This window comes from Nitrospira sp., assembly GCA_016788885.1.
Classification (GTDB): domain Bacteria; phylum Nitrospirota; class Nitrospiria; order Nitrospirales; family Nitrospiraceae; genus Nitrospira_A.
In genome coordinates, this window is record JAEURX010000026.1 from 1 (window position 1) to 19,164 (window position 19,164).

At 58.2% G+C, this 19,164-nt stretch carries 17 protein-coding genes, 2 tRNA genes and 2 pseudogenes; 13 read left to right on the plus strand and 8 right to left on the minus strand.

Annotation, left to right across the window (positions count from 1 at the left end; genetic code table 11):
- Positions 1-208: 208 nt before the first annotated feature.
- The 6 genes and pseudogenes from JNL86_07290 to JNL86_07315 all read left to right on the plus strand — a co-directional run bounded on the left by JNL86_07290 (position 209) and on the right by JNL86_07315 (position 4,793).
- Positions 209-404, plus strand: a pseudogene (locus JNL86_07290) (transposase).
- A gap of 150 nt (positions 405-554) precedes the next feature.
- Entirely contained in the window at positions 555-1,799 is a 1,245-nt protein-coding gene (locus JNL86_07295) for a hypothetical protein (GenBank protein MBL8042709.1), read from the plus strand.
- Positions 1,800-1,871: 72 nt separating this feature from the next.
- Complete coding sequence (locus JNL86_07300; GenBank protein ID MBL8042710.1) at positions 1,872-2,243, plus strand: single-stranded DNA-binding protein; 372 nt, start codon at positions 1,872-1,874, stop codon at positions 2,241-2,243.
- Between the two features lie 99 nt (positions 2,244-2,342).
- Positions 2,343-2,804 (plus strand): hypothetical protein, encoded by a 462-nt coding sequence (locus tag JNL86_07305; GenBank protein MBL8042711.1) that lies wholly within the window; start codon positions 2,343-2,345, stop codon positions 2,802-2,804.
- 276 nt (positions 2,805-3,080) lie between these two features.
- Positions 3,081-3,512: pseudogene (locus JNL86_07310) on the plus strand (recombinase family protein).
- Between the two features lie 342 nt (positions 3,513-3,854).
- Positions 3,855-4,793 carry a zinc ribbon domain-containing protein gene (locus JNL86_07315; protein MBL8042712.1) on the plus strand — a complete coding sequence of 313 codons (939 nt, stop codon included), beginning with the start codon at positions 3,855-3,857 and terminating at the stop codon, positions 4,791-4,793.
- On the opposite strand, the gene JNL86_07320 is transcribed toward JNL86_07315, so the two are convergent.
- Positions 4,750-4,826: transfer RNA gene (locus tag JNL86_07320), tRNA-Met, on the minus strand. The two genes, JNL86_07315 and JNL86_07320, sit on opposite strands and share 44 nt — an antisense overlap.
- A gap of 87 nt (positions 4,827-4,913) precedes the next feature.
- Between JNL86_07320 and JNL86_07325 the strand changes: the two genes are divergently transcribed.
- The 5 genes from JNL86_07325 (at position 4,914) to JNL86_07345 (ending at position 11,379) form a co-directional block, all read left to right on the plus strand.
- Entirely contained in the window at positions 4,914-5,864 is a 951-nt protein-coding gene (locus JNL86_07325) for a methionyl-tRNA formyltransferase (protein MBL8042713.1), read from the plus strand.
- Between the two features lie 65 nt (positions 5,865-5,929).
- Positions 5,930-7,372, plus strand: coding sequence for a 16S rRNA (cytosine(967)-C(5))-methyltransferase RsmB (rsmB, locus tag JNL86_07330; protein MBL8042714.1), 1,443 nt, complete (start codon positions 5,930-5,932; stop codon positions 7,370-7,372).
- Entirely contained in the window at positions 7,372-8,073 is a 702-nt protein-coding gene (locus JNL86_07335; protein MBL8042715.1) for a ribulose-phosphate 3-epimerase, read from the plus strand. Before rsmB ends, JNL86_07335 begins: the two co-directional genes overlap by 1 nt.
- 30 nt (positions 8,074-8,103) lie before the next feature.
- A complete protein-coding gene (locus JNL86_07340; GenBank protein ID MBL8042716.1) occupies positions 8,104-9,648 on the plus strand; it encodes a phenylalanine--tRNA ligase subunit alpha in 1,545 nt (514 codons plus the stop codon).
- Positions 9,649-9,660: 12 nt separating this feature from the next.
- Positions 9,661-11,379 carry a phenylalanine--tRNA ligase subunit beta gene (locus JNL86_07345; protein MBL8042717.1) on the plus strand — a complete coding sequence of 573 codons (1,719 nt, stop codon included), beginning with the start codon at positions 9,661-9,663 and terminating at the stop codon, positions 11,377-11,379.
- Between the two features lie 53 nt (positions 11,380-11,432).
- Here the strand turns inward: JNL86_07345 and rplT are convergent, their stop codons facing one another.
- From rplT to JNL86_07380, 7 genes are all read right to left on the minus strand, one after another.
- Positions 11,433-11,801 carry a 50S ribosomal protein L20 gene (gene rplT, locus JNL86_07350; protein ID MBL8042718.1) on the minus strand — a complete coding sequence of 123 codons (369 nt, stop codon included), beginning with the start codon at positions 11,799-11,801 and terminating at the stop codon, positions 11,433-11,435.
- A 43-nt stretch (positions 11,802-11,844) separates the two neighbouring features.
- Positions 11,845-12,042, minus strand: coding sequence for a 50S ribosomal protein L35 (gene rpmI / locus JNL86_07355; protein ID MBL8042719.1), 198 nt, complete (start codon positions 12,040-12,042; stop codon positions 11,845-11,847).
- Between the two features lie 33 nt (positions 12,043-12,075).
- Complete coding sequence (infC, locus tag JNL86_07360; protein MBL8042720.1) at positions 12,076-12,582, minus strand: translation initiation factor IF-3; 507 nt, start codon at positions 12,580-12,582, stop codon at positions 12,076-12,078.
- A gap of 3 nt (positions 12,583-12,585) precedes the next feature.
- Entirely contained in the window at positions 12,586-14,541 is a 1,956-nt protein-coding gene (thrS, locus tag JNL86_07365; GenBank protein MBL8042721.1) for a threonine--tRNA ligase, read from the minus strand.
- Positions 14,542-14,630: 89 nt separating this feature from the next.
- A tRNA-Val gene (locus tag JNL86_07370) sits at positions 14,631-14,705 on the minus strand.
- 136 nt (positions 14,706-14,841) lie between these two features.
- Entirely contained in the window at positions 14,842-15,114 is a 273-nt protein-coding gene (locus JNL86_07375; GenBank protein ID MBL8042722.1) for an HU family DNA-binding protein, read from the minus strand.
- Between the two features lie 89 nt (positions 15,115-15,203).
- The gene (locus JNL86_07380; protein MBL8042723.1) at positions 15,204-15,788 is read right to left on the minus strand and encodes a hypothetical protein; all 585 of its coding nucleotides are present in this window, start codon (positions 15,786-15,788) and stop codon (positions 15,204-15,206) included.
- 342 nt (positions 15,789-16,130) lie between these two features.
- Here JNL86_07380 and JNL86_07385 point away from each other — a divergent pair, with 342 nt between their 5' ends.
- Together JNL86_07385 and JNL86_07390 are read left to right on the plus strand one after the other, a co-directional pair.
- Positions 16,131-16,583, plus strand: coding sequence for an Rrf2 family transcriptional regulator (locus JNL86_07385; protein MBL8042724.1), 453 nt, complete (start codon positions 16,131-16,133; stop codon positions 16,581-16,583).
- Positions 16,584-16,634: 51 nt separating this feature from the next.
- Positions 16,635-19,139 (plus strand): sulfurtransferase TusA family protein, encoded by a 2,505-nt coding sequence (locus tag JNL86_07390; GenBank protein MBL8042725.1) that lies wholly within the window; start codon positions 16,635-16,637, stop codon positions 19,137-19,139.
- Positions 19,140-19,164 lie beyond the last annotated feature (25 nt).

Below are 19,164 nucleotides of genomic sequence, written 5' to 3' on the forward strand. Positions count from 1 at the left end.
GAATACTCACGACCAACGCGACGCGTCGTTTGGCCGTCCACCGTTCAATGGGTTCTGGTGATTCGGATGCCATTGTCCACCTCCTCGGTCCGCTCAGGACCATGTCGTGAAGGTGGTCTCAATTGCAAGGGGAGCACGATATCTGCGCACAATTGAAATTGAGACGGGCAAAGGGCTTGGCATCGCAGAAGCCTGTCGCAAGCTGAACATCACCGAACAGACGTACTACCGGTGGAAGAAAGAGTACGGCGGCTTGCGCGTCGATCAGGCGAAACGCCTGAAGGAGTTAGATCAGGAAAATGTACGCCTGAAATGCCTGATGCGGATCTCTCCCTCGACAATAGCATCTTAAAAGACGTAGCGGTGGGAAGCTTCTAAGCCCGGCCCGACGCCGAGAAGCAGTCTGCCGGGTGCAGGCGGCGCTGACGGCTAGTCCTTTTCTTCTTCTTGAGTAGCTATCCCCACCAATTCCCAAACTCGTGTCGATAGCCGTTTTTCCCTCGCCGAGCCATCAATGGCAAACCGTGATGATTGGTCCAGTCGGATTTCCGGCAATGGATTCAGCAAATCTCACGGGAGAAATGATCTTGCGCAAACTGCGACATCTCATGCCCGCTCCACACTATCTGCTTCTGGGTTGGCTACTCATCAATCAGACCGGCTGCCTCACAGTCACCGATCGAGTGATCCCTGGTACCACCCTCCGGCAGGAAGCCGCCGTTTCGCAGCAGGGACCACCAGAAGCGCACATGTTGATCCATCCTGAACATCAAGGGTGGACCATCACTCTCACTCAACCCATTACTCGTCATGTCGAAGTTATTCGGTCAGAACGGAAGGAGCAGCATTCGTATTATCCCAATCCCTTTGCAGTTCCCGCCGGCGTGTTCGCCTGCCCGTCGTCAGCGTGGGGTTGGTTTTGGAATGCCGTTGCCACCGTCCCAGATGCAGCGCGACAACTTGAACAACGAAAGGCGCTGCTGGATTTCACGTTCACGAGTTGCTTGATGGCCTTGTCGATTGTCCGTACGGACCGACAACTGACTGACGTCGAGACGGTCGTCGAGCGCAAGCTGGAGCCTGATTCGCGACCTTTCAGCGAAGGGCGTGTCACTCTGTCGTGGCAAGGGACACGTGACGTCACCGTGCCCTACCCCATCAATGCAGACGGACGAACGATCGTTCGCTTAAGCCATCTCGCGACTGCAGTACGCCAGCAAGGACTCCCGATCACAACCGTCCCGGGTGGTCGCCTCGAACTGATCGCTTGGCATGGAGCACAGGTCCTCCGTCGATGGACGATTGAGGTAACAGCCGACCAACTGGAGGCCGCAGTTCGACTAGAGACGCCCATCATGGCTTCACGCAGCCGATGGCCACGCGCATTGGCTTTCAAGATCGTGAACGAAGCCCTTCCGCCCAATCTTCCCGATCCTCTCAAGACCCTACAAGGGCTGCTCGTCCAGCAGGGGCTGACCGTTGTGGCGTCGGATATTCAGCAGATGCTCGTCCGGCAGGAACTCGCACAGAATCTCAGTGGCCTTGTTGAAGATGACCTGGCGATGGGACCGGGTCACTGGCGAGCGGCGACCGTGCTGGTCTTGCTCAATGGGTACCAGGGAGCCGACCGCTCTGGCGTGAGCCTGTCTTGTCTCAACATCCAGACGCGTGAACTCTTGGCGCGGATCGACGTGACCGCCGGGCCGGAAGGACTGTCGGGCGCTCTGGACGTCCTTGCCGCACGTTTTCAGGACTTGCTTCGTCACCTACCCGCTCCGACAGCTTCCTCAGGCCGATAGCTCCTCTCTGACCGGCAGAACGGGCCAACTTCGGATCGTTGGTCATCGTTCATCTTTTCAGAGGAGGTTGTCATGGATGCACATCTGAGTTTTGACCCGACCAATACCCCACCCGTGGCCGATCTCAACGCCGTCTCTGTGACCGGGATGCTGGTCCAGGAGCCGGAGTTTATGGTCGGAGCCGCCGGCGAACTCGTCGCGATCGTCGTGCTTGCCGTCGAAGGCAGGGATCAAGCGAGCGCCTGGGGCACCACGATTCGCCAGACCTATTTCATTCACGCCTGGAGCGTCGGTCCCGTCGCGGAGTGGTTGGCCACGATGCCCGCAGGAACGCGCGTCCGCATTTTGGGGTCGCTGGACTATCTCTATCGCAGCGATGCCCCGACCGTGGCAGAACGAGTTGTCCTCTCGATCCGCATTGACGAACTCGCATTACACGCGTGAGCCAACGGTCTGTTTCGGTTCCGCAACACTAGCATGCTCGAGCCACGGAAGGCTTGAGCTCCCTCAAGACTTATTGAACCCGATATCTGGAGGTATTTGATGACGATGTATCCGCCGTTTGACGCGTTGCGTGCTTGCATCCGTGAAGCTCGCGCCCACGGACAATTCGAGACTTCACCGGCCCTCGCGAAACCGCGTTTTCATGTGATGGCTGAGACGATACTCGGGCCGATGGTCCGCCATGCGGCCCACGTCCTCTGGCTGGAAGGCGTGCCAGCCTCGGCAATGATTGAGTTGGATGCGGATCCGCCGCATGTCGCAATCTGCATGGATGACTATGCTATGGGCATCTATTTTTGGCCCTCCTCTGATCCTGACGCTGTTCAGTGGGCGATTCAGACCTCTGGAGAATATGGCCAGATCCACACCGTGGCGTACCATGCCCTGCCTCCCTCCAGACTGGCATCACTCCTCGAACGGTCCATCGAAGAGCTCTTCCTTCGGTCTGTGAAGGGACAACAGTCGTCCACAGGCGAGCAAAACAGCCTGCGAGCCATCTAAGTACGCATCAGTAAATGGAAAAATGCAGTAGCGGGATGGAGGCTGTCGTAGAGCCATGAGACAAGGTCGGAGCGTACAGGGAAGCAATGTCAACATGGGATCTGCACCCACGAAGGTGCGGAAAATCTCTGCCGTTCCGAGAGGCTTTCCCGCTCTGATACAATGCCTCCGGTTGTACGTCGCGGCGCACCCAGAGAAATTTCGACGGCAAACCCGTCGAGAGGGCCAACGCCGTGTCTGCACCGTCACGGTATGTGAGGATGGAAAGAGGTCATCATGAGAATTGCGTTTTACGGTCGGTATAGTTCCGACAACCAGCGAGAAGCATCGATCGAAGACCAGCGGCGTGTTGTTGAACGCTGGGCGGAACGTCATGGGCACAGCATCGTCGTGGAGTTTTCCGATGCGGCCGTGTCCGGTGCCAGCACACGAACACGCGATGGGCTCCAAGCCGCCTTGGGTGCCGCCCTTTCCGTACCGCCCGTCTTTGAAGCTCTCGCCGTCGATCAGCTTTCCCGACTGTCACGAGACGTGGGGGATACCGATGCACTCATTAAGCGGCTGAAGTTTGCGGGTGTCCGAGTGCTGGCCGTTTCAGACGGGATCGACACCGGTGAAGAGACGACAAAAATCAGCGTGACCGTAAAGAGCTTGGTCAATGAGCTCTACCTGGATGATCTACGGAAGACGACCAAGCGCGGGCTTGACGGTCAGTTCTTGAAAGGCCTTTCGACCGGTGGACGGACCTTCGGGTATCGATCTGAGCCCGTGTATGACGGGTCTGGAAAAACGGATCCGCGTGGGCAGCCGCTCCCTGTCGGATATCGCCTGGCCATCGAGCCAACGGAAGCAGCCATAATTAGGGATATCTTTACACGATTTCGAGACGGACAAGGCGAGAAGGCCATCGCGAAGAAGTTAAACGCCCAAATCACCGGCAAAGTGTGGCGGCCGAATACCATCTATCTGATGTTGCAGAATTGTAAGTATCAGGGGCTGTTCTACTTCAATCGGCGCGAGTGGCGGAAGCATCCAGAAACTGGTCGGCGTGTGTGCCGATTGCGCCCTCGCGAGCAATGGGAGAAACGAGAAATTGAAGACCTTCGGATCGTAGATCAAGATCTTTGGCAAGCTGTTCAGACACGACTTGTCTCGCGAGAAAAACTGTTCACACATGCTCGTCAGCGGACGACTCACCTGCTCTCTGGTCTTCTGGTTTGTGATGAGTGCGAAGGTCGGTTAGGAATTGCTGCCAAGGATTACTATGCCTGTCGTAACCATGCTCTGTTGGGTACATGCCAGAATGATATGAGGATACATAGAGAAACAATCGAAGAGATCATCGTTCGTGAATTTTCCAAGCATTTGCCCCAATACATTGAGCTGCTTCGGGAAGCGGCAAGTCAAATGAAGTCCAAACAGGCCAATGATCGTAAGGAGACGCGTGCTCAACTGGACACCTTGCGAAAGGAAGCCGAGACGATCATGGGCGCCATTGGCCAAGGTCGCCTCCAAGGCAGAGCTCTTGATGAGGCACTTGCCACTTACCAGCGTCTGTGGAGCCGTGCAGAGACATTGGAAAGTGAACAGGTTTTGAAAAATGAACAAGAGGACGTCGAAGTGACGACGTACGATCCGAAAGCGATCAAGGCGTTTGTCGACGATCTGCCCACTGCATTACGGACAGATGTGAGGGTAGGACGTGAATTCCTGAACGAGACGCTCAAGAGCGTCAGGGTTGCCAAGATCGGCAACGGGCGGCCCAATTGCCCGGTCTGTAAGAAGTCCTTTCCAAAACTGACCGTCCAGCACCTCCGCAAACACGGTTTAACCTTCAAAGAGGCCTATAGGCGCTATCCTGAGGTCGGATTTACAAAAAAGGCCCGGTTGAGCATTCAACCGAGCCCAGAGGGAATTGCGAACACTGGGGAGGAGTACGGTTTGGTGGTTGCGGGGGCCGGATTTGAACCGACGACCTTTGGGTTATGAGCCCAACGAGCTACCAGGCTGCTCCACCCCGCGACCGGATACTAACAGGCAGGTGAAACGAGAGTCAAGAAAGGCTCAGCGAGAATTGCATTCGCTGGGGGAGAATGATAAAGCGTGGGCATGCGCATTGTATTCATGGGAACACCAGACTTTGCCGTGCCGTCCTTGGAGGCGTTGATCAAGTCGGGTGACGAAGTCGTTGGTGTCGTTACCCAGCCGGATCGGCCGAAGGGCCGTGGGCAGGAGGTGATTTCATCCCCGGTGAAAGTCGTCTGCCAGCGTGAGGGCATCCCTGTGTTACAGCCCCTCAAGATGAAGGATCCCGCGTTTCTGGACGCATTGCGCCAGTGGGCTCCGGATGTGATCGCGGTCACTGCCTTCGGTCGGATTTTGCCGCCGGTGATACTGACGCTTCCGCCGCATGGCTGTATCAACGTGCATGGGTCGTTGCTGCCAAAGTATCGCGGGGCGGGTCCCGTTCAATGGGCCATCATTCGAGGGGAGCGGGAAACCGGCATCACGACGATGTTCATGGCCGAGGGCATGGATACCGGCGACATGTTGTTGCGTGAAACGGTGGAAATTCGTCCGGATGACACGGCGGGTACGCTGGCTCCTCGACTGGCCGAGGTGGGAGGGCGGTTGCTGGTCGAGACCCTGCGCCGGCTGAAGGCGGGCACGCTGGTTCCTCAGCCGCAAGACGATACGCAGGCTACGCTGGCACCGTTGCTCAAAAAGGAAGATGGATCAATCGACTGGACGATGACGGCCGTCGATATTGCCAATCGCGCGCGTGGGTTGTCTCCCTGGCCTGGGGCCTATACCTTTGTGAACGGCGAGCGGTGGACTTTGTGGCGTGTTCAGGCCAGCGACGAGTCGAGCGGCGCCGCTCCGGGGACCGTGACGAAGGTGGGCAAAGACCGGGTTGAGGTCGCCACCGGTCGCGGGACGATTCACATCATGGACATTCAACCTTCCAACAGTCGGCGTATGACGATGGCGCAGTATCTGGCCGGACATCGGTTCGCAGAGGGCCTCCGCCTCCAAGCTGTCCCGCCGCCGGCGGAGTGACTCTCGTACCCGCTCCCTGCTGACCATCTTCCAGCTGCGATCGAAGGTCTCAATCCGTTCACACCATGGTGTCTGACCCGCAACCACTCCAATCGGTTAATGCCGCGTCTGCGGGGCGTCGTGCCGCCATGAACGCGTTGCTGGCGATCGAGAAGGCCGGGCTGTTGAGCGACGACCTGTTCGATGACGTCTCTGCCGCTGCCTCGTTGGATCAGCGTGACCGGGGTTTCATGGTCGAACTGGTGCGTGGCGTCTTGCGGTATCGGGCGACGCTCGATTGGCGGTTGGGGCTGCTCTCGGATCGACGAATTGCGAAACTGCCCACGCTGGTGCAGATGGTGTTGCGCCTGGGGGCGTATCAAGTGTTGTATCTCGATCGCGTGCCGGACGCAGCCGCCGTCAACGAATCAGTCCGCTTGATCAAGCAACAGAGCCGTCGCCTTGGGCGCGATTGGAGTGGGTTTGTGAATGCGGTGCTCAGGGCTCTGCTCCGATCGCCTGAACCCACCTGGCCGGAGGTCGCGCAGGACCCGGCGTTCGCCCTCAGTGTCCGATATTCCTGTCCGGGCTGGTTGGCTGAACGATGGTGTCGTGACTGGGGCGTCGCACGGGCCGAGGCGCTGTGCCGCGCGACGGTCGAGCTGCCCCCACTGACCCTTCGTGTGAATACCCTGAAAACCTCTCGGACTGCGTTGTTGGCGGAACTGGCTGCGGCGAATGTCGATGCCAGCCCGACGATGATCAGCGAAGTGGGCATTCAACTGGCGCACCCCACCTCCGTGACCGATCTCCCCGGATTCGCCGCGGGCCATTTTTATGTCGAAGATGAAGCGGGTCAACTCATTCCGCCGCTCTTGGACGCACAGCCTGGGCAGCGGGTACTCGATGCCTGTGCGGCGCCGGGGGGAAAGACGACGCAGGTGGCGGCGCTGATGCACAATCGAGGCACTATCGTCGCGGTAGATCGGCTGGCCTCACGACTGCAGCTGGTCACGGAGAACTGTCGGCGCCTCGGTGTGAATACGGTCATGCCACTGGTGGGGGATCTGCGTGCGTTGATTCAAGGCGTGACGCAATCGGGAGCGGGGAGGTCGGCTGGTGCGATGTCCGAGTCGGCGCTCTCCCGGCCGTTTGACCGCATTCTGCTCGATGCACCCTGCAGCGGACTGGGAGTGTTACGGCGTCATCCTGACGGCAAATGGTACAAAACGCCGAATGACATTACGCAGCATCGACTGTTGCAGCGGGAGTTGCTTGCCGAGACGAGTCGTCTCTTGCGGCCTGGAGGGGTGTTGGTCTATAGTACCTGCTCGATTGAGCCTGAGGAAACCGAATCGATTATCGACGAGTTTTGTCAGTCTCATCGCGAGTTTCAGCGTGAGTCGATCGCGCCTTGGTTGCCCCCAGCCGGTCTGCCGTTCGTGACCCCTCGAGGGGACCTATCTACGATGGCGAACATGAACAGGATGGATGCGTTTTTTGCCGCTCGCGTGCGGAGGAGCGAATGATGGTCGGTCGGACCGTACGTATTGCCCCCTCTATTCTCTCGGCTGATTTTGCCCGTTTGGCCGAGGAGGTCTCGCGGGTGGAGAAGGCAGGGGCCGACTGGCTCCACATCGATGTGATGGACGGCCACTTTGTGCCAAACCTGACCGTCGGGCCTCCCATTGTGGACGCGCTGCGAAAAGTGACGACCCTGCCTTTGGACGTGCATCTCATGATGACAAATCCGGATGCGTTCATCGCCGAATTCGCCGAGGCAGGGGCGGACTATCTCACGGTTCATGTCGAGGCGTGCCCTCACCTGCATCGTACGGTCCAATCGATCAAGGAGCGGGGGGTGAAGGCCGGCGTCACGTTGAATCCCGCCACACCTGCCGTAGCCCTGTCGGAAATCGTTCGTGATGCCGATCTGATCCTCATCATGTCCGTGAATCCCGGCTTTGGCGGACAAAAGTTTATTCCGTCGTCGCTTGAGAAAATTGCCGAGGTGCGCACGTTGATCGACCGCACCCGTAGTCACGCACTCCTGGAGGTTGATGGCGGCATCAAGCCGGACAATGCCGACGCGATTCTTTCGGCAGGGGCAGACGTGTTGGTGGCGGGTTCCGCCGTATTTTCCGGTGGCGATTATGCGGCCGCCATTACGGCGTTGAGGGCCGGCCACGAACCTGCCGCTCGCACCACGAGGATTGCTGCTGCCCGATGACCGAAGCGGCGCGAGGCCGCACTCCTATTCATGGATAATCTTCATCCCCTTGAAAGCAAAGTGCTGCTGGCCTTAGCCCCGCAGCAGAGTTCCCCTCCGACACTTGATCAGCTTGCCTCGTCTACCGGGTTGGAGCCGTCTCAGTTGAGCATGGCGGTGGAATGGCTCTTGGCGAAATCGCTGATTGCCGTGCATGCCGAAACGGTGGCGCACATCGCCTCGCTGACTCCGACCGGGGACGCATTTTTCGAGCAGTCTGCGCCGATCGAGCGTGTCCTCTCGTCGGCTCGAGAGGCTGGGCAGATCGGGAAGCGCCTGACGATTCAGGATATTCAATCGAAGGAACAACTTGAGCCGTCCGATGTGAGCAAGGCGGTCGGGACCCTCAAGAAAGAAGGCGCGATTCTCATCGTGCAGGGCGGGTGCATCGAAAGTACCGGTCGCAACAGCCCCACCGCGGAAGCCATACGAACCCTGCTGCAAGAATTGCGAGGTGGGCCACGGGATTTGGATTCATTTGTCGAGCCGCTTAAGGCTGTGCTTCAGCAGCATGCAGTCAAGCGCGGCAATGCCCGCGAGCCCTTCCGTGTCGACGAGCGCGTGACGCGCTCGTTTGTCCTGACCGCTGCCGGGGAGGAGGTCGCCGAGCAGTTGTCTCGAGACGGCGTGGCGGAGGAAGTCTCGCAGTTGACGCCGGAACTCCTCAAGGAAGGTGCCTGGCGGACGAAGCGGTTCCGGAAGTATACGATCAGTTTGCGGGCCCCGCGGATTGCGGCAGGCAAACGACATCCATATCGGGAGTTTCTGGACCTGGTCAAGCTCAAGCTGGTCAGTATGGGTTTCCAAGAAATGCGCGGGACGCTCGTGGAGACCGAGTTTTGGAACATGGACGCGTTGTTCATGCCCCAATTCCATCCGGCTCGCGACATTCATGATGTGTATTTTGTGAAGAACCCCACGCATGCCCGTGGCATCGCCGAGCCGTATCTGACGAACGTGACACAGGTTCATGAAAAGGGGACAGGGGCGGGATCCACCGGTTGGGGGTATCAGTTCAATGCGGAACGAGCCAAGCGATTGGTGCTCCGCAGTCAGGGAACCGCGGTATCCGCGCGCAGGCTGGCAGCTACTCCTTCAGTGCCCGGAAAATATTTCTCCATCGCCCGCTGCTTTCGCTACGATCAGGTCGATGCCACCCATGCCACGGACTTTTTTCAGGTGGAAGGGATCGTGCTGGGGTCGGATATCAATTTCCGCACGCTACTCGGCCTGCTGAACCTGTTTGCGCGGGAAGTGGCACAAGCCAAGGAAGTGAAATTCCTCCCCGCCTATTTCCCCTTCACGGAGCCTTCGGTGGAAATGCATGTGCGCCATCCGAAGCTGGGCTGGATGGAGCTCGGCGGGGCGGGACTGTTCCGCCCCGAAGTCACGACACCGCTCGGTGTATCGGTGCCGGTGATTGCCTGGGGTCTCGGGTTGGATCGCATGGCGATGGTGGCGTTGGGCATCCATGACATTCGTGACCTGTTTTCTGCGGATTTGGAGTTCATTCGCACCATGCGGGGAAGTTTTTAGGACGACGACATCATGCCCACTATTTCCCTACAGCGAGACGATCTGGAAGCCCTGATCGCAGGGCCGGATGAAACCCCATCGCGTATTCCGCTCGATCAGCTTGAGCAGTGGCTGATGTTAGTGAAGGGCGAGTTGAAGGGGCACAACAGTGAAACGGGTGAGCTGCGGATCGAACTGCAGGACAGCAACCGGCCGGATTTGTGGTGCTGCGAAGGGATCGCCCGGCAAATCCGTATCAAGCAACGGGGCGCGTCCATTTCTTATCCCTTCTTCAAAAAACAACAACGCGTGGCGAGGAAAGTGCTCGTCGCGCCAGGGTTGGATCGGATTCGCCCCTACGTGGCGGCATGCACGGCAGTTGGGTATCGCGTGACGGCTTCCGGGCTCACACAGTTAATCCAGACCCAGGAAAAGCTGGCGGATATCTTTGGGCGTAAACGGCGGACGGTCTCCATTGGTTTGTATCGGCTGGCGCCCATCGTGTTTCCCGTGTCCTATGATTTGGTGAAGCCGGACGAAGTGCGGTTTACGCCATTGGGTATGGAAACGGTGATGACCCTGCGCGAAATCCTCATGGTGCATCCCAAGGGCGTGGAGTATGGCGGCATTCTCGGTGGTCACGACCAGCTTCCTGTGTTGCGTGATGCGAAGGGGCAGGTGCTCTCCTTCCCACCGATCATTAACAGCCGGGAAATCGGAGAGGTTCAGATCGGTGACGACCAGTTGTTTGTCGAAGTGACCGGTACCGATTTGCCCATGGTAGCGCTGACCCTGAATATTTTTGCCGCCAACCTTGCCGATCGAGGGGCGGTGATTGCCCCGGTTGAAATTCAGTCCCCGGTAAAAACTGCATTCGGGCGTCGTTGGAGCACCCCGATTGATTTCGGCGCGCCGCGGACGATTCCGCTGAAGGCCATCGAAACCGCTCTGGGTGAGCCGCTGGGCGGTCGAGAAGTCACGACGGCGTTGAAATCGTATGGATACACGGTAAAAGCCGCCGGCCAGAAGGTGGCCGTGCAGTTGCCTCCGTACCGTAACGATTTGTTGCACACGGTGGACGTTGTGGAAGATGTGGCGATCAGCCAGGGCTATGCCAGGTTCGCGCCGGTGATGCCGTCGCAGTTCACCGTCGGCGGACTCTCACGTCTCGAGCAAATGGCTGACCGGGTCCGGCATCTCATGGTGGGCATGGAGTTTCAGGAGATCATCTCCAACATCATGGGATCGCACCAGGATTTTTGCACGCGCATGCGATTGGACGGCACCGAGTGGGCGCAGGTGGTGGAGGTGGACAACGTCATGTCCCTCAGCTATTCCTGCTTGCGTCAGTGGATCACGCCGTCATTGTTGCAGGTGGAGACGAATTCGAGCCGCGCGTTTTATCCGCATCGCATGTTTGAAGTAGGAGAAGTGGCGGTTCCGGATGCGAGCGCCGATATCGGATCCCGCACGGTGACGAAGCTGGGCGCCGTGATCGCGCATGCCGGCGCCCACTTTTCGGAAATTCACTCCTGCCTGGATCTGTTGCTGTACTATCTGGACCAACCCTTTGCCTTGGAGCCGGTGCCTCACCCTTCGTTCCTCGATGGACGAGCAGGAGCCATCGTCGCGGGTGGACGCGTCATCGGGCTGCTCGGGGAGTTGCACCCGGAGGTGCTGGAGCAGTGGCAGATCGGTGTGCCGGCAGTGGCGCTGGAGTTGGAGATCGATCGGCTGCTTGAGGAAGGATGACGGGAAAGCCGCTGGAGCAAGACTTTCCCGTCACAGATGCTGATACGTTTCGCTTAGCTCGCGGCGGTCGCGAGCTGCTGCTTGGCCACCCCGACGAGTTTCTCAAATCCCGCCATATCCCGGATCGCCATATCGGAGAGCACTTTCCGATCCAGGAGAATATTCGCCTTCTTCAGGGCATTCATGAAACGGCCGTACGCGATGCCATGCATACGGGTCGCGGCGCTGATGCGCGCGATCCACAGTTGGCGGAAGTCGCGTTTCCGCTGCTTCCGTCCTGAGTAGGCGTATGCCTGGCCCTTATCGACGGACTCCGTTGCGCTTCGGAACAAGCGGCTCTTCGCACCATACTGACCTTTCGCCAGTTTCAGGCGCTTCTTTCGCCGCTGTCTGGTTTTCGGACCACCTTTTGTACGAGGCATGGGGAACGACTCCTTTCAGATCCTGTTCACGGCACTATCGTGATTACTGTGGGAGCAATCGGTTCAGCGCGGGAGTTGAAGTGGAAGCAACTTCCACGGCTCCCTTCAGCCGCCGTTTGCGATCGCGCGCCTTCCCGGTCAACAAATGCCGTCCTCCGGCCTTGCGGCGAACTAGCTTGCCCGTTCCCGTGCGTTTAAAGCGCTTTTTGGCGCCGCTGTGCGTTTTCGTTTTCAACTTCATGGTCTCTTTCCTTCCTTGTGTGCGTCGGGCACACTACTTGGGAGCCAGGATCATGATCAGGCTCCGCCCTTCCATCCTCGGCGCGAACTCGACAGTTCCCACCTCCGTACATTGTTGAATTACGCTGGTCATCATGGTGCGGCCCATTTCCTGATTGGCCATTTCACGACCACGATACGTCAGCGTCACCTTGGTCTTGTTGCCGTCAGTCAAGAACTCCTTGATCTGGCGGATCTTGATCTCAAGATCGTGCTTGTCCGTACGGGGACGTAGCTTGATCTCCTTCACCTGCGTGGACTTCTGGTGTCGACGGCTCTGGTGATCCTTTTTGCTGAGCTCAAACTTGTACTTCCCATAGTCCATGATGCGGCAAACCGGCGGCTGGGAAGTCGGGGCCACCTCGACGAGGTCGTACCCACCTTCCTGTGCCTTATTGTATGCCTCTACGGTCGGCAGGATGCCCAATTGCTCGCCGTCAGGACCGATGACTCGAACTTCCCGAATCCTGATTTCCCGGTTTACGCGTAATTTAGGGACGATAGGTCACCTCGTTTGTGAGTGGGTTGCTGTGCCGCGTAATGTGTGATTTGTGTCCGTGCGAATGAGCTCCAAGAACTGTTCGATCGGCATGCTCCCATGGTTGGTGCCGCTGCGTCCGCGGACCGCAACCATGCCGCTTTGCACTTCCTTGTCGCCCACCACAAGCATGTACGGAATTTTGAGCTTCTCCGCTTCGCGGATCTTAAAACCGATTTTCTCGTTCCGGAGATCGGCCTCGACTCTGAACCCATGGCTCTTGAGGGTTGAGACGATCTTGGCGGCGAACTCCTGCTGGTTATCGGTGATGGTAAGCACCGCAGCCTGCACGGGAGCCAGCCACGTGGGAAACGCGCCGGCAAAGTGCTCGATCAGGATTCCGAAGAAGCGTTCGATGGAACCCATGAGCGCCCGGTGAATCATGATCGGTTGATGGTGCTTGCCGTCCTCGCCGGTATAGGCGAGTTTAAACCGTTCCGGATTGTTGAAGTCGACCTGCACGGTGGAACATTGCCAGGACCGGCCGAGCACATCCTTGATCTTGATGTCGATCTTAGGGCCGTAGAAGACGCCTTCGCCGGGATCCACCTGATAGGCCACGTTGCGGCTCTTGAGTGCTGCCTCCAGGGCATTGGTGGCGACGGCCCAGTTTTCATCGGAGCCGACGGATTTCTCGGGACGCGTGGAGAGATAAATCTCGAATTCGTGAAAACCGAAGGTTCCGAGGACGAAAAACGTGAAGTCGAGCACACGACTGACTTCGGCTTCGATCTGATCGGGTCGGCAGAATAAATGTGCGTCATCCTGAGTAAAGCCACGGACGCGCAGCAGACCGTGCAGCACGCCGGTTCGTTCATAACGATAGACGGTGCCCAATTCTCCATAGCGGATCGGCAAGTCTCGGTAGCTCCGCAAGTGAGACTTGTAGATCATGATGTGGAAAGGGCAGTTCATCGGCTTGAGCTGGTACTCGCTGCCCTCCAGCTTCATGGAGGCGAACATGTTTTCGCGGTAGTAATCCACGTGGCCGCTGGTCTTCCACAGATCCAGCCTGGCGACGTGAGGCGAATAGACCAAGTCGTAGCCGTCTTTGATGTGCTGTTCACGCCAGAAATTCTCGATGAGCAGGCGGATCAGCGAGCCCTTGGGGTGCCAGAGCACTAAGCCGGGACCGATTTCGTCTTGAATCGTGATCAGATCAAGTTCTTTCCCGAGCTTTCGATGGTCGCGACGTTTGATTTCCTCAAGTTTCGCGAGATGCGCATCGAGTTCCTTCTTGGTCGGGAAGGAGGTCCCATAGATTCGCTGCAACATCGGGTTGCGTTCGTCTCCGCGCCAGTAGGCCCCTCCGGTGGAGAGCAGTTTGAAGGCCCCGACATGACCGGTGGTCGGAAGGTGCGGTCCGCGGCAGAGGTCGACGAACTCACCCTGCTGATAGAGGGAGATGGGAGAGGCGCTGTCGAAGCTGTTGATCAATTCGACTTTATAGCCTTCTCCGCGGTCTTGAAAAAACTTGACCGCCTCTTCTTTGGACAGTTCGCTTCGGCTGACAGTCAGGCCCCGTTTGGTGATCTCAATGGCGCGCGCTTCGATCTTTTCCAGATCTTCCGGCGTGAATGGGCGGTCGAAGGCGAAATCATAGTAGAACCCGTCTTCGAGCGCCGGGCCGATGGTGAGCTGGGCCGACGGAAACACTTCCTTCACGGCTTGCGCCATGATGTGAGTGCTGCTGTGACGATAGACTTCGCGTCCTTCGGCTGACTCGAAGGTCAGGGGTTCAACGGTCGCGTCCTGCTCCAATGGATAAAATAAATCCACCGGCATTCCGTTGACCTTGGCTGCCAAGATCTTCTGGTCGAGGCGCTTGCCCTCCGGAGTCAGTGCCTCACGAACAGGGCATCCTGCTGGTACTTGTTTTCGAGTTCCGTCAGGAAGGGTAATCTGAATGAACTGTGAGGCCACTCCGGTCAATCCTGCCAAAAAAATACAGCATCGTGCCGACCGCCCTGCTCCAGGCAGTCGGATCACACACGCGTTGCATCAACGATAAATGGTAGGCGCGGACGGTCTTGAACCGTCGACCTCTACCGTGTCAAGGTAGCGCTCTCCCCCTGAGCTACGCGCCTATCGATCGGCGATGCTAATACAGCCTTGCCAAAGGTGTCAAGGAAACGCCTGAGTAAAACCGGCTTTTCTCCGTGGTCTGGTCGCAGGACCGCCGTGTTTCCCGTGCGCCTCTTTCTCTCAACCGTCGGCGGCGGGTTACTTGACTGCAGCCTTGAGTTCCTTGCCTGCTGAAAATTTCGGAATGCGGGCTGCGGGGATTTTGAGGGCTTCGCCGGTCCGCGGATTGCGGCCCATCCTGGCCTTCCGCTTCGAAATGGTAAAGGTGCCGAAATTGACCAACGTCACGCGCTTTCCCTTCTTGAGTGACGTGGTGACGGCTCCGGTGAAGGCTTCAAGTGCGACGGTCGCGGCGACCTTGGTGATTCCTGCGCTGCTGGCCATTTTCGCGATCAACTCTTCCTTGGTCATTGCATGCCTCCGTGAGTGGTTGGCGACCTGTGGACGTGATGAACGGACTGACGGGTCTGAGTTCCGAGTGAGGTGCTGACGGTACGAACCTAATTCGCCCTGGCTCGCTTGACCGGGATATCCAGATCGAGAATTTTCTTTCTCAACGTGTTGCGGTTTAGCCCGAGCAGCTCGGCGGCTTGAATTTGGTTGCCCTTGGTCTCTCGTAGGGTCAGGAGTATCAGTGGGCGCTCGACCGCGGCGATGAGCATCGGATGAAGATTTTTCCCTGAGCCGTTCCGCATGCCTTTGACGAAATCTCCCACCTTGTGCTCCAGATAGGTGTCCAAGCATAAGGGCTGGCTCTTGCCATTGGGCAAGGAGGCTTCTGCCTTTGCTGGTTTTCCTACCTGCAGGGAGTTCGCGGCGCGCTTCAGTACGGTTCGAGATCCGACGATCAGCAGTGTGTGTGCCGGATCGATCCCAGCCAGAAGTTTGGACATGTCCGGAGAGGTGGTCGTCTTGGATTCCACGATCACGGCGTCGTATCCACGTTTGGCGAAGTCTTTCGGCAGCGCAAATCCTTCTCGGCCGATTGTGATGGATTGATCGCCGAACAGATCGTTGTAGTGTGCCTGGACCTCGCTGTCCGAGCTGAACAGCAGAATGTTGAATGATGATGAACGCAGCGTCATGAACGGTACCGAGGAAGAAGAGGGCGGGATTATTGCGCAGGCCCTACATGATGTCAATCACGAAAAATACGTTGAAAACGTGTAAGGACAGGCCATACGGGCGATGTCCGATCATGTTGTATGACCGTGTAAGTGTGCCTTGCTCCGGGGCTTCCTTCGGATCGTGGTAGGTCCGCCGAAGAAGGTTAGGTGTCTGCTGACGCGAAAGGGAAATGTGCCGTAATCGAGGAGTGAGTTGTGCAAACGGTTTGAGGATGAGCTGTGAAGTGGGCGCGCTGCGCTTGACAGCGCGGGCGCGTGGCAGGTATAGAGATGCATGAATCCCCATCGGAATAGTCGCAAATGAAAGTGAGCCTTCGAGCCACCTACGGGATCATTGCTGCCGTAGACCTTGCGCTCCACGATGCCGAGCAGCCGGTGTGTGCGAAGTCCATTGCCAAGCGCCAGGCAATTCCGGCTCGGTTCCTCGAGCAGGTGTTGCATGCGATGAAGAAAGCCGGGGTGGTGACGAGCCAACGCGGGGCTCAGGGGGGCTACGTGTTAAGCCGGAAGCCGTCCGAGTTGTCCGTTGCGGACATTCTTGATGCACTGGAAGGTCCGCTGTTGTCGGGAAATGGGGATGCGGGGTCCAAAAGCGCCCCCTCTCGAGCCGCGAAGCAAGAGGCCCTGCTGGCGCACATTTGGGATCGCGTGAAACGAGCGGAACTGAGTGTGTTATCGGAAGTGACCGTCGAAGAATTGGCCAAGCGGCAACGCGCCCTCGAGGCCCAGCATACACTGATGTATCACATTTGAATCATGCCCAGTCATGTGGAGTGACATGACAATCCAACAGACGAGGTCGTTATGACAAGTTCTCATACAGTGGCGCTCCGTCCTGCCATCAAAACAGAGCCTATTCCTCCTCATATCGTGGAGGAGATTGAGACATTCGAAGCCGAGGCGCATCGTGTCCTCGCAGGGGACCTCTCCACGGATATTTTCAAACCGTTCCGGCTGCAGTACGGCATTTACGGTCAGCGCCAGCCGGGCGTCCAGATGTTCCGCATCAAAATTCCGTTCGGTGGCCTGACGGCCAATCAAGTGCGGCGGGTTGCCGAGTTGACCGACCAATTTGCCACCGGTGTGGGCCACGTGACCACGCGGCAGGATATCCAGTTGCATTTTGTGGAACTCACGCACGTGTCCGAAATGATGCGATTGCTGGCTGCCGTGGGGCTCACGACGCGCGAGGCCTGTGCCAATACGGTCCGGAATGTCACTGCGTGTCACCTGGCCGGGGTTTGCCAGGGAGAGGTATTCGATGTGACGCCGTATGCAAAGACGGTGGCCTATCATCTGTTGCGTAATCCGCTGAACCAGAGTATGCCGCGGAAATTCAAGATTGCGCTCTCCGGCTGTCGCCAGGATTGTGCGTTGACCCCCATTCACGACATCGGCCTGCTGGCTGCCAAACGGGCGGACGGCACGCTCGGCTTTCGAATGGTGGTGGGCGGAGGACTGGGTTCGACCCCGCGGATGGCCCAGGTGCTCAGAGAGTTTACGCCGATGGAGGAACTGTTGCCGAGCATCGAGGCGGTCATCAAGGTGTTCGACACCCTCGGCAACCGGAAGAATCGTAACAAAGCGCGGATGAAGTTCGTGATTGAGAAGCTCGGCTTCGAGGAGTTCAAGCGTCGGTGGGAAGCGGCATACGCGGCTATGGGGTACGCGGTGCCGACACATGAGCCGATCAAGTTATTGGAGTATGCCGATGCACCGCCATTGATTATGCCGACCAAGGCGCCGGTTGGTTCAGCCGGAAACGGCAATGGAAACGGAAATGGCAATGGACACGGTTCGGTGGGAAGCTCGCGCAATGGGCAGGAGACTGCTTTCCATGCCTGGAAGCGGACCAATGTGGTGCCGCAACGTCAGGCAGGATTTTCCACCGCGGCCATCAAGCTTCCGATGGGTGACCTCACGGCCGATCAAATGTGGGCGGTCGCTGATCTGGCTGAGCGCTACTCCAATGGAAATATCCGCACCACCATCAATCAGAACATGGTGATCCGCTGGATCCCCGAGTCCCGCTTGGAAGCCTTTCATGGTGAGCTCGTGGCGCACAGCCTGGGCGATCCCGGTGCCGAGTTGGTCGAAGACATCATTGCCTGCCCTGGGACGGACACCTGCGGATTGGGCATCACCTCGTCAAAGGGCATGGCCCGCGCACTGGCAGAAGTGTTTCCCGCCGGTCAGGTGCCGGAAGATTTGCGCGATGTCAGCGTCAAGATCAGCGGCTGCCACAATTCATGCGCGCAGCACCACATTGCGACCATCGGGTTGCACGGGGTCGGGAAGCGTCTCGGGGAGCATACGGCGCCGCACTACGAACTGCACCTCGGCGGGCACGTGGATGGTACGCCGAAGATCGGGCAGTTGGCCGTCAAGTTGCCCGCGAAAAGCGTCCCTGCAGCCGTGCGCCATCTTGTGGACGTGTATCGCCGTGATCGTACGACCGGCGAGAGTCTGCAATCGTTTATCGGCCGGGTGGGGAAACATGTGCTCAAGGACGAGCTGATTCCTTACACCTTCGTGCCGCCCTATGAGCAGGATCCGACCTATTACTATGATTGGGAAGGTGAGGCGGAATTCGTGCTCGAGGATCTGGGCCCCGGCGAGTGCGCGGGTGGTGCCCTGGAAATGATCGATGACCGCATGCTGGAGGCCGATCAGGAGCTCTATCAGGCGAAATTGCTGGTCGAGAAGCATCAATACGCCTTGTCGGTCAACAAGTCGTATCGAGCCGTGCTGGCTGCGGCCAAGGGGCTGTTGGTGACCGAGGGACTGGACCCCGCAACCGATGCGGAAACGTTCCAGGAATTTGATCAGCGGTTGGCGAGCAAGGGCATCGTGCCGGCCACGTACGCCAACCTTGGCGCACAAGTCGGAGATCTGGGTTCCAAAGATGCCAGCGCCGCGGAGGCCACAGAGAAGATGGCCTTTGCCAAGAGATTCCTCGCGGTCTGCCGGGCGGCCACGGAGCAAATGGGAAAGGATCTCAAATTAGCTCAAGTCAAAGAGGAAGTGTTGCCGACTCCGCCTCCAAGCGTTGCGCCGGCCGCGCCGGTGTCGACGGCACCGGTGTACGACTTGCGCGGCGTCGCGTGTCCGATGAATTATGTGAAGACCAAACTCAAGCTCGAGATGATGGATAACGGCGAGCGACTCGAAGTGTGGCTCGACGCCGGAGAGCCGATTCGGAATGTGCCCATGAGTTTGCGGAACGATGGGCACAAGATTCTCGAAGAAGGGCCGTTGGAGGCCGAGGCCAAGCATTTCAAAATTCTCGTGGAAAAAGTCGAGGGGTAAGGAAACACCGTGGCGGAATTAGGGA

Bases quoted from the DNA above. Each gene is read 5' to 3' on its own strand.
- JNL86_07295 (MBL8042709.1), top strand. From the start codon at position 555: ATGGATTCAGCAAATCTCACGGGAGAAATGATCTTGCGCAAACTGCGA.
- JNL86_07300 (MBL8042710.1), top strand. From the start codon at position 1,872: ATGGATGCACATCTGAGTTTTGACCCGACCAATACCCCACCCGTGGCC.
- JNL86_07305 (MBL8042711.1), top strand. From the start codon at position 2,343: ATGACGATGTATCCGCCGTTTGACGCGTTGCGTGCTTGCATCCGTGAA.
- JNL86_07325 (MBL8042713.1), top strand. From the start codon at position 4,914: ATGCGCATTGTATTCATGGGAACACCAGACTTTGCCGTGCCGTCCTTG.
- rsmB (MBL8042714.1), top strand. From the start codon at position 5,930: ATGGTGTCTGACCCGCAACCACTCCAATCGGTTAATGCCGCGTCTGCG.
- JNL86_07335 (MBL8042715.1), top strand. From the start codon at position 7,372: ATGGTCGGTCGGACCGTACGTATTGCCCCCTCTATTCTCTCGGCTGAT.
- JNL86_07340 (MBL8042716.1), top strand. From the start codon at position 8,104: ATGGATAATCTTCATCCCCTTGAAAGCAAAGTGCTGCTGGCCTTAGCC.
- JNL86_07345 (MBL8042717.1), top strand. From the start codon at position 9,661: ATGCCCACTATTTCCCTACAGCGAGACGATCTGGAAGCCCTGATCGCA.
- rplT (MBL8042718.1), bottom strand. From the start codon at position 11,801: ATGCCTCGTACAAAAGGTGGTCCGAAAACCAGACAGCGGCGAAAGAAG.
- rpmI (MBL8042719.1), bottom strand. From the start codon at position 12,042: ATGAAGTTGAAAACGAAAACGCACAGCGGCGCCAAAAAGCGCTTTAAA.
- JNL86_07375 (MBL8042722.1), bottom strand. From the start codon at position 15,114: ATGACCAAGGAAGAGTTGATCGCGAAAATGGCCAGCAGCGCAGGAATC.
- JNL86_07380 (MBL8042723.1), bottom strand. From the start codon at position 15,788: ATGACGCTGCGTTCATCATCATTCAACATTCTGCTGTTCAGCTCGGAC.
- JNL86_07385 (MBL8042724.1), top strand. From the start codon at position 16,131: ATGAAAGTGAGCCTTCGAGCCACCTACGGGATCATTGCTGCCGTAGAC.
- JNL86_07390 (MBL8042725.1), top strand. From the start codon at position 16,635: ATGACAAGTTCTCATACAGTGGCGCTCCGTCCTGCCATCAAAACAGAG.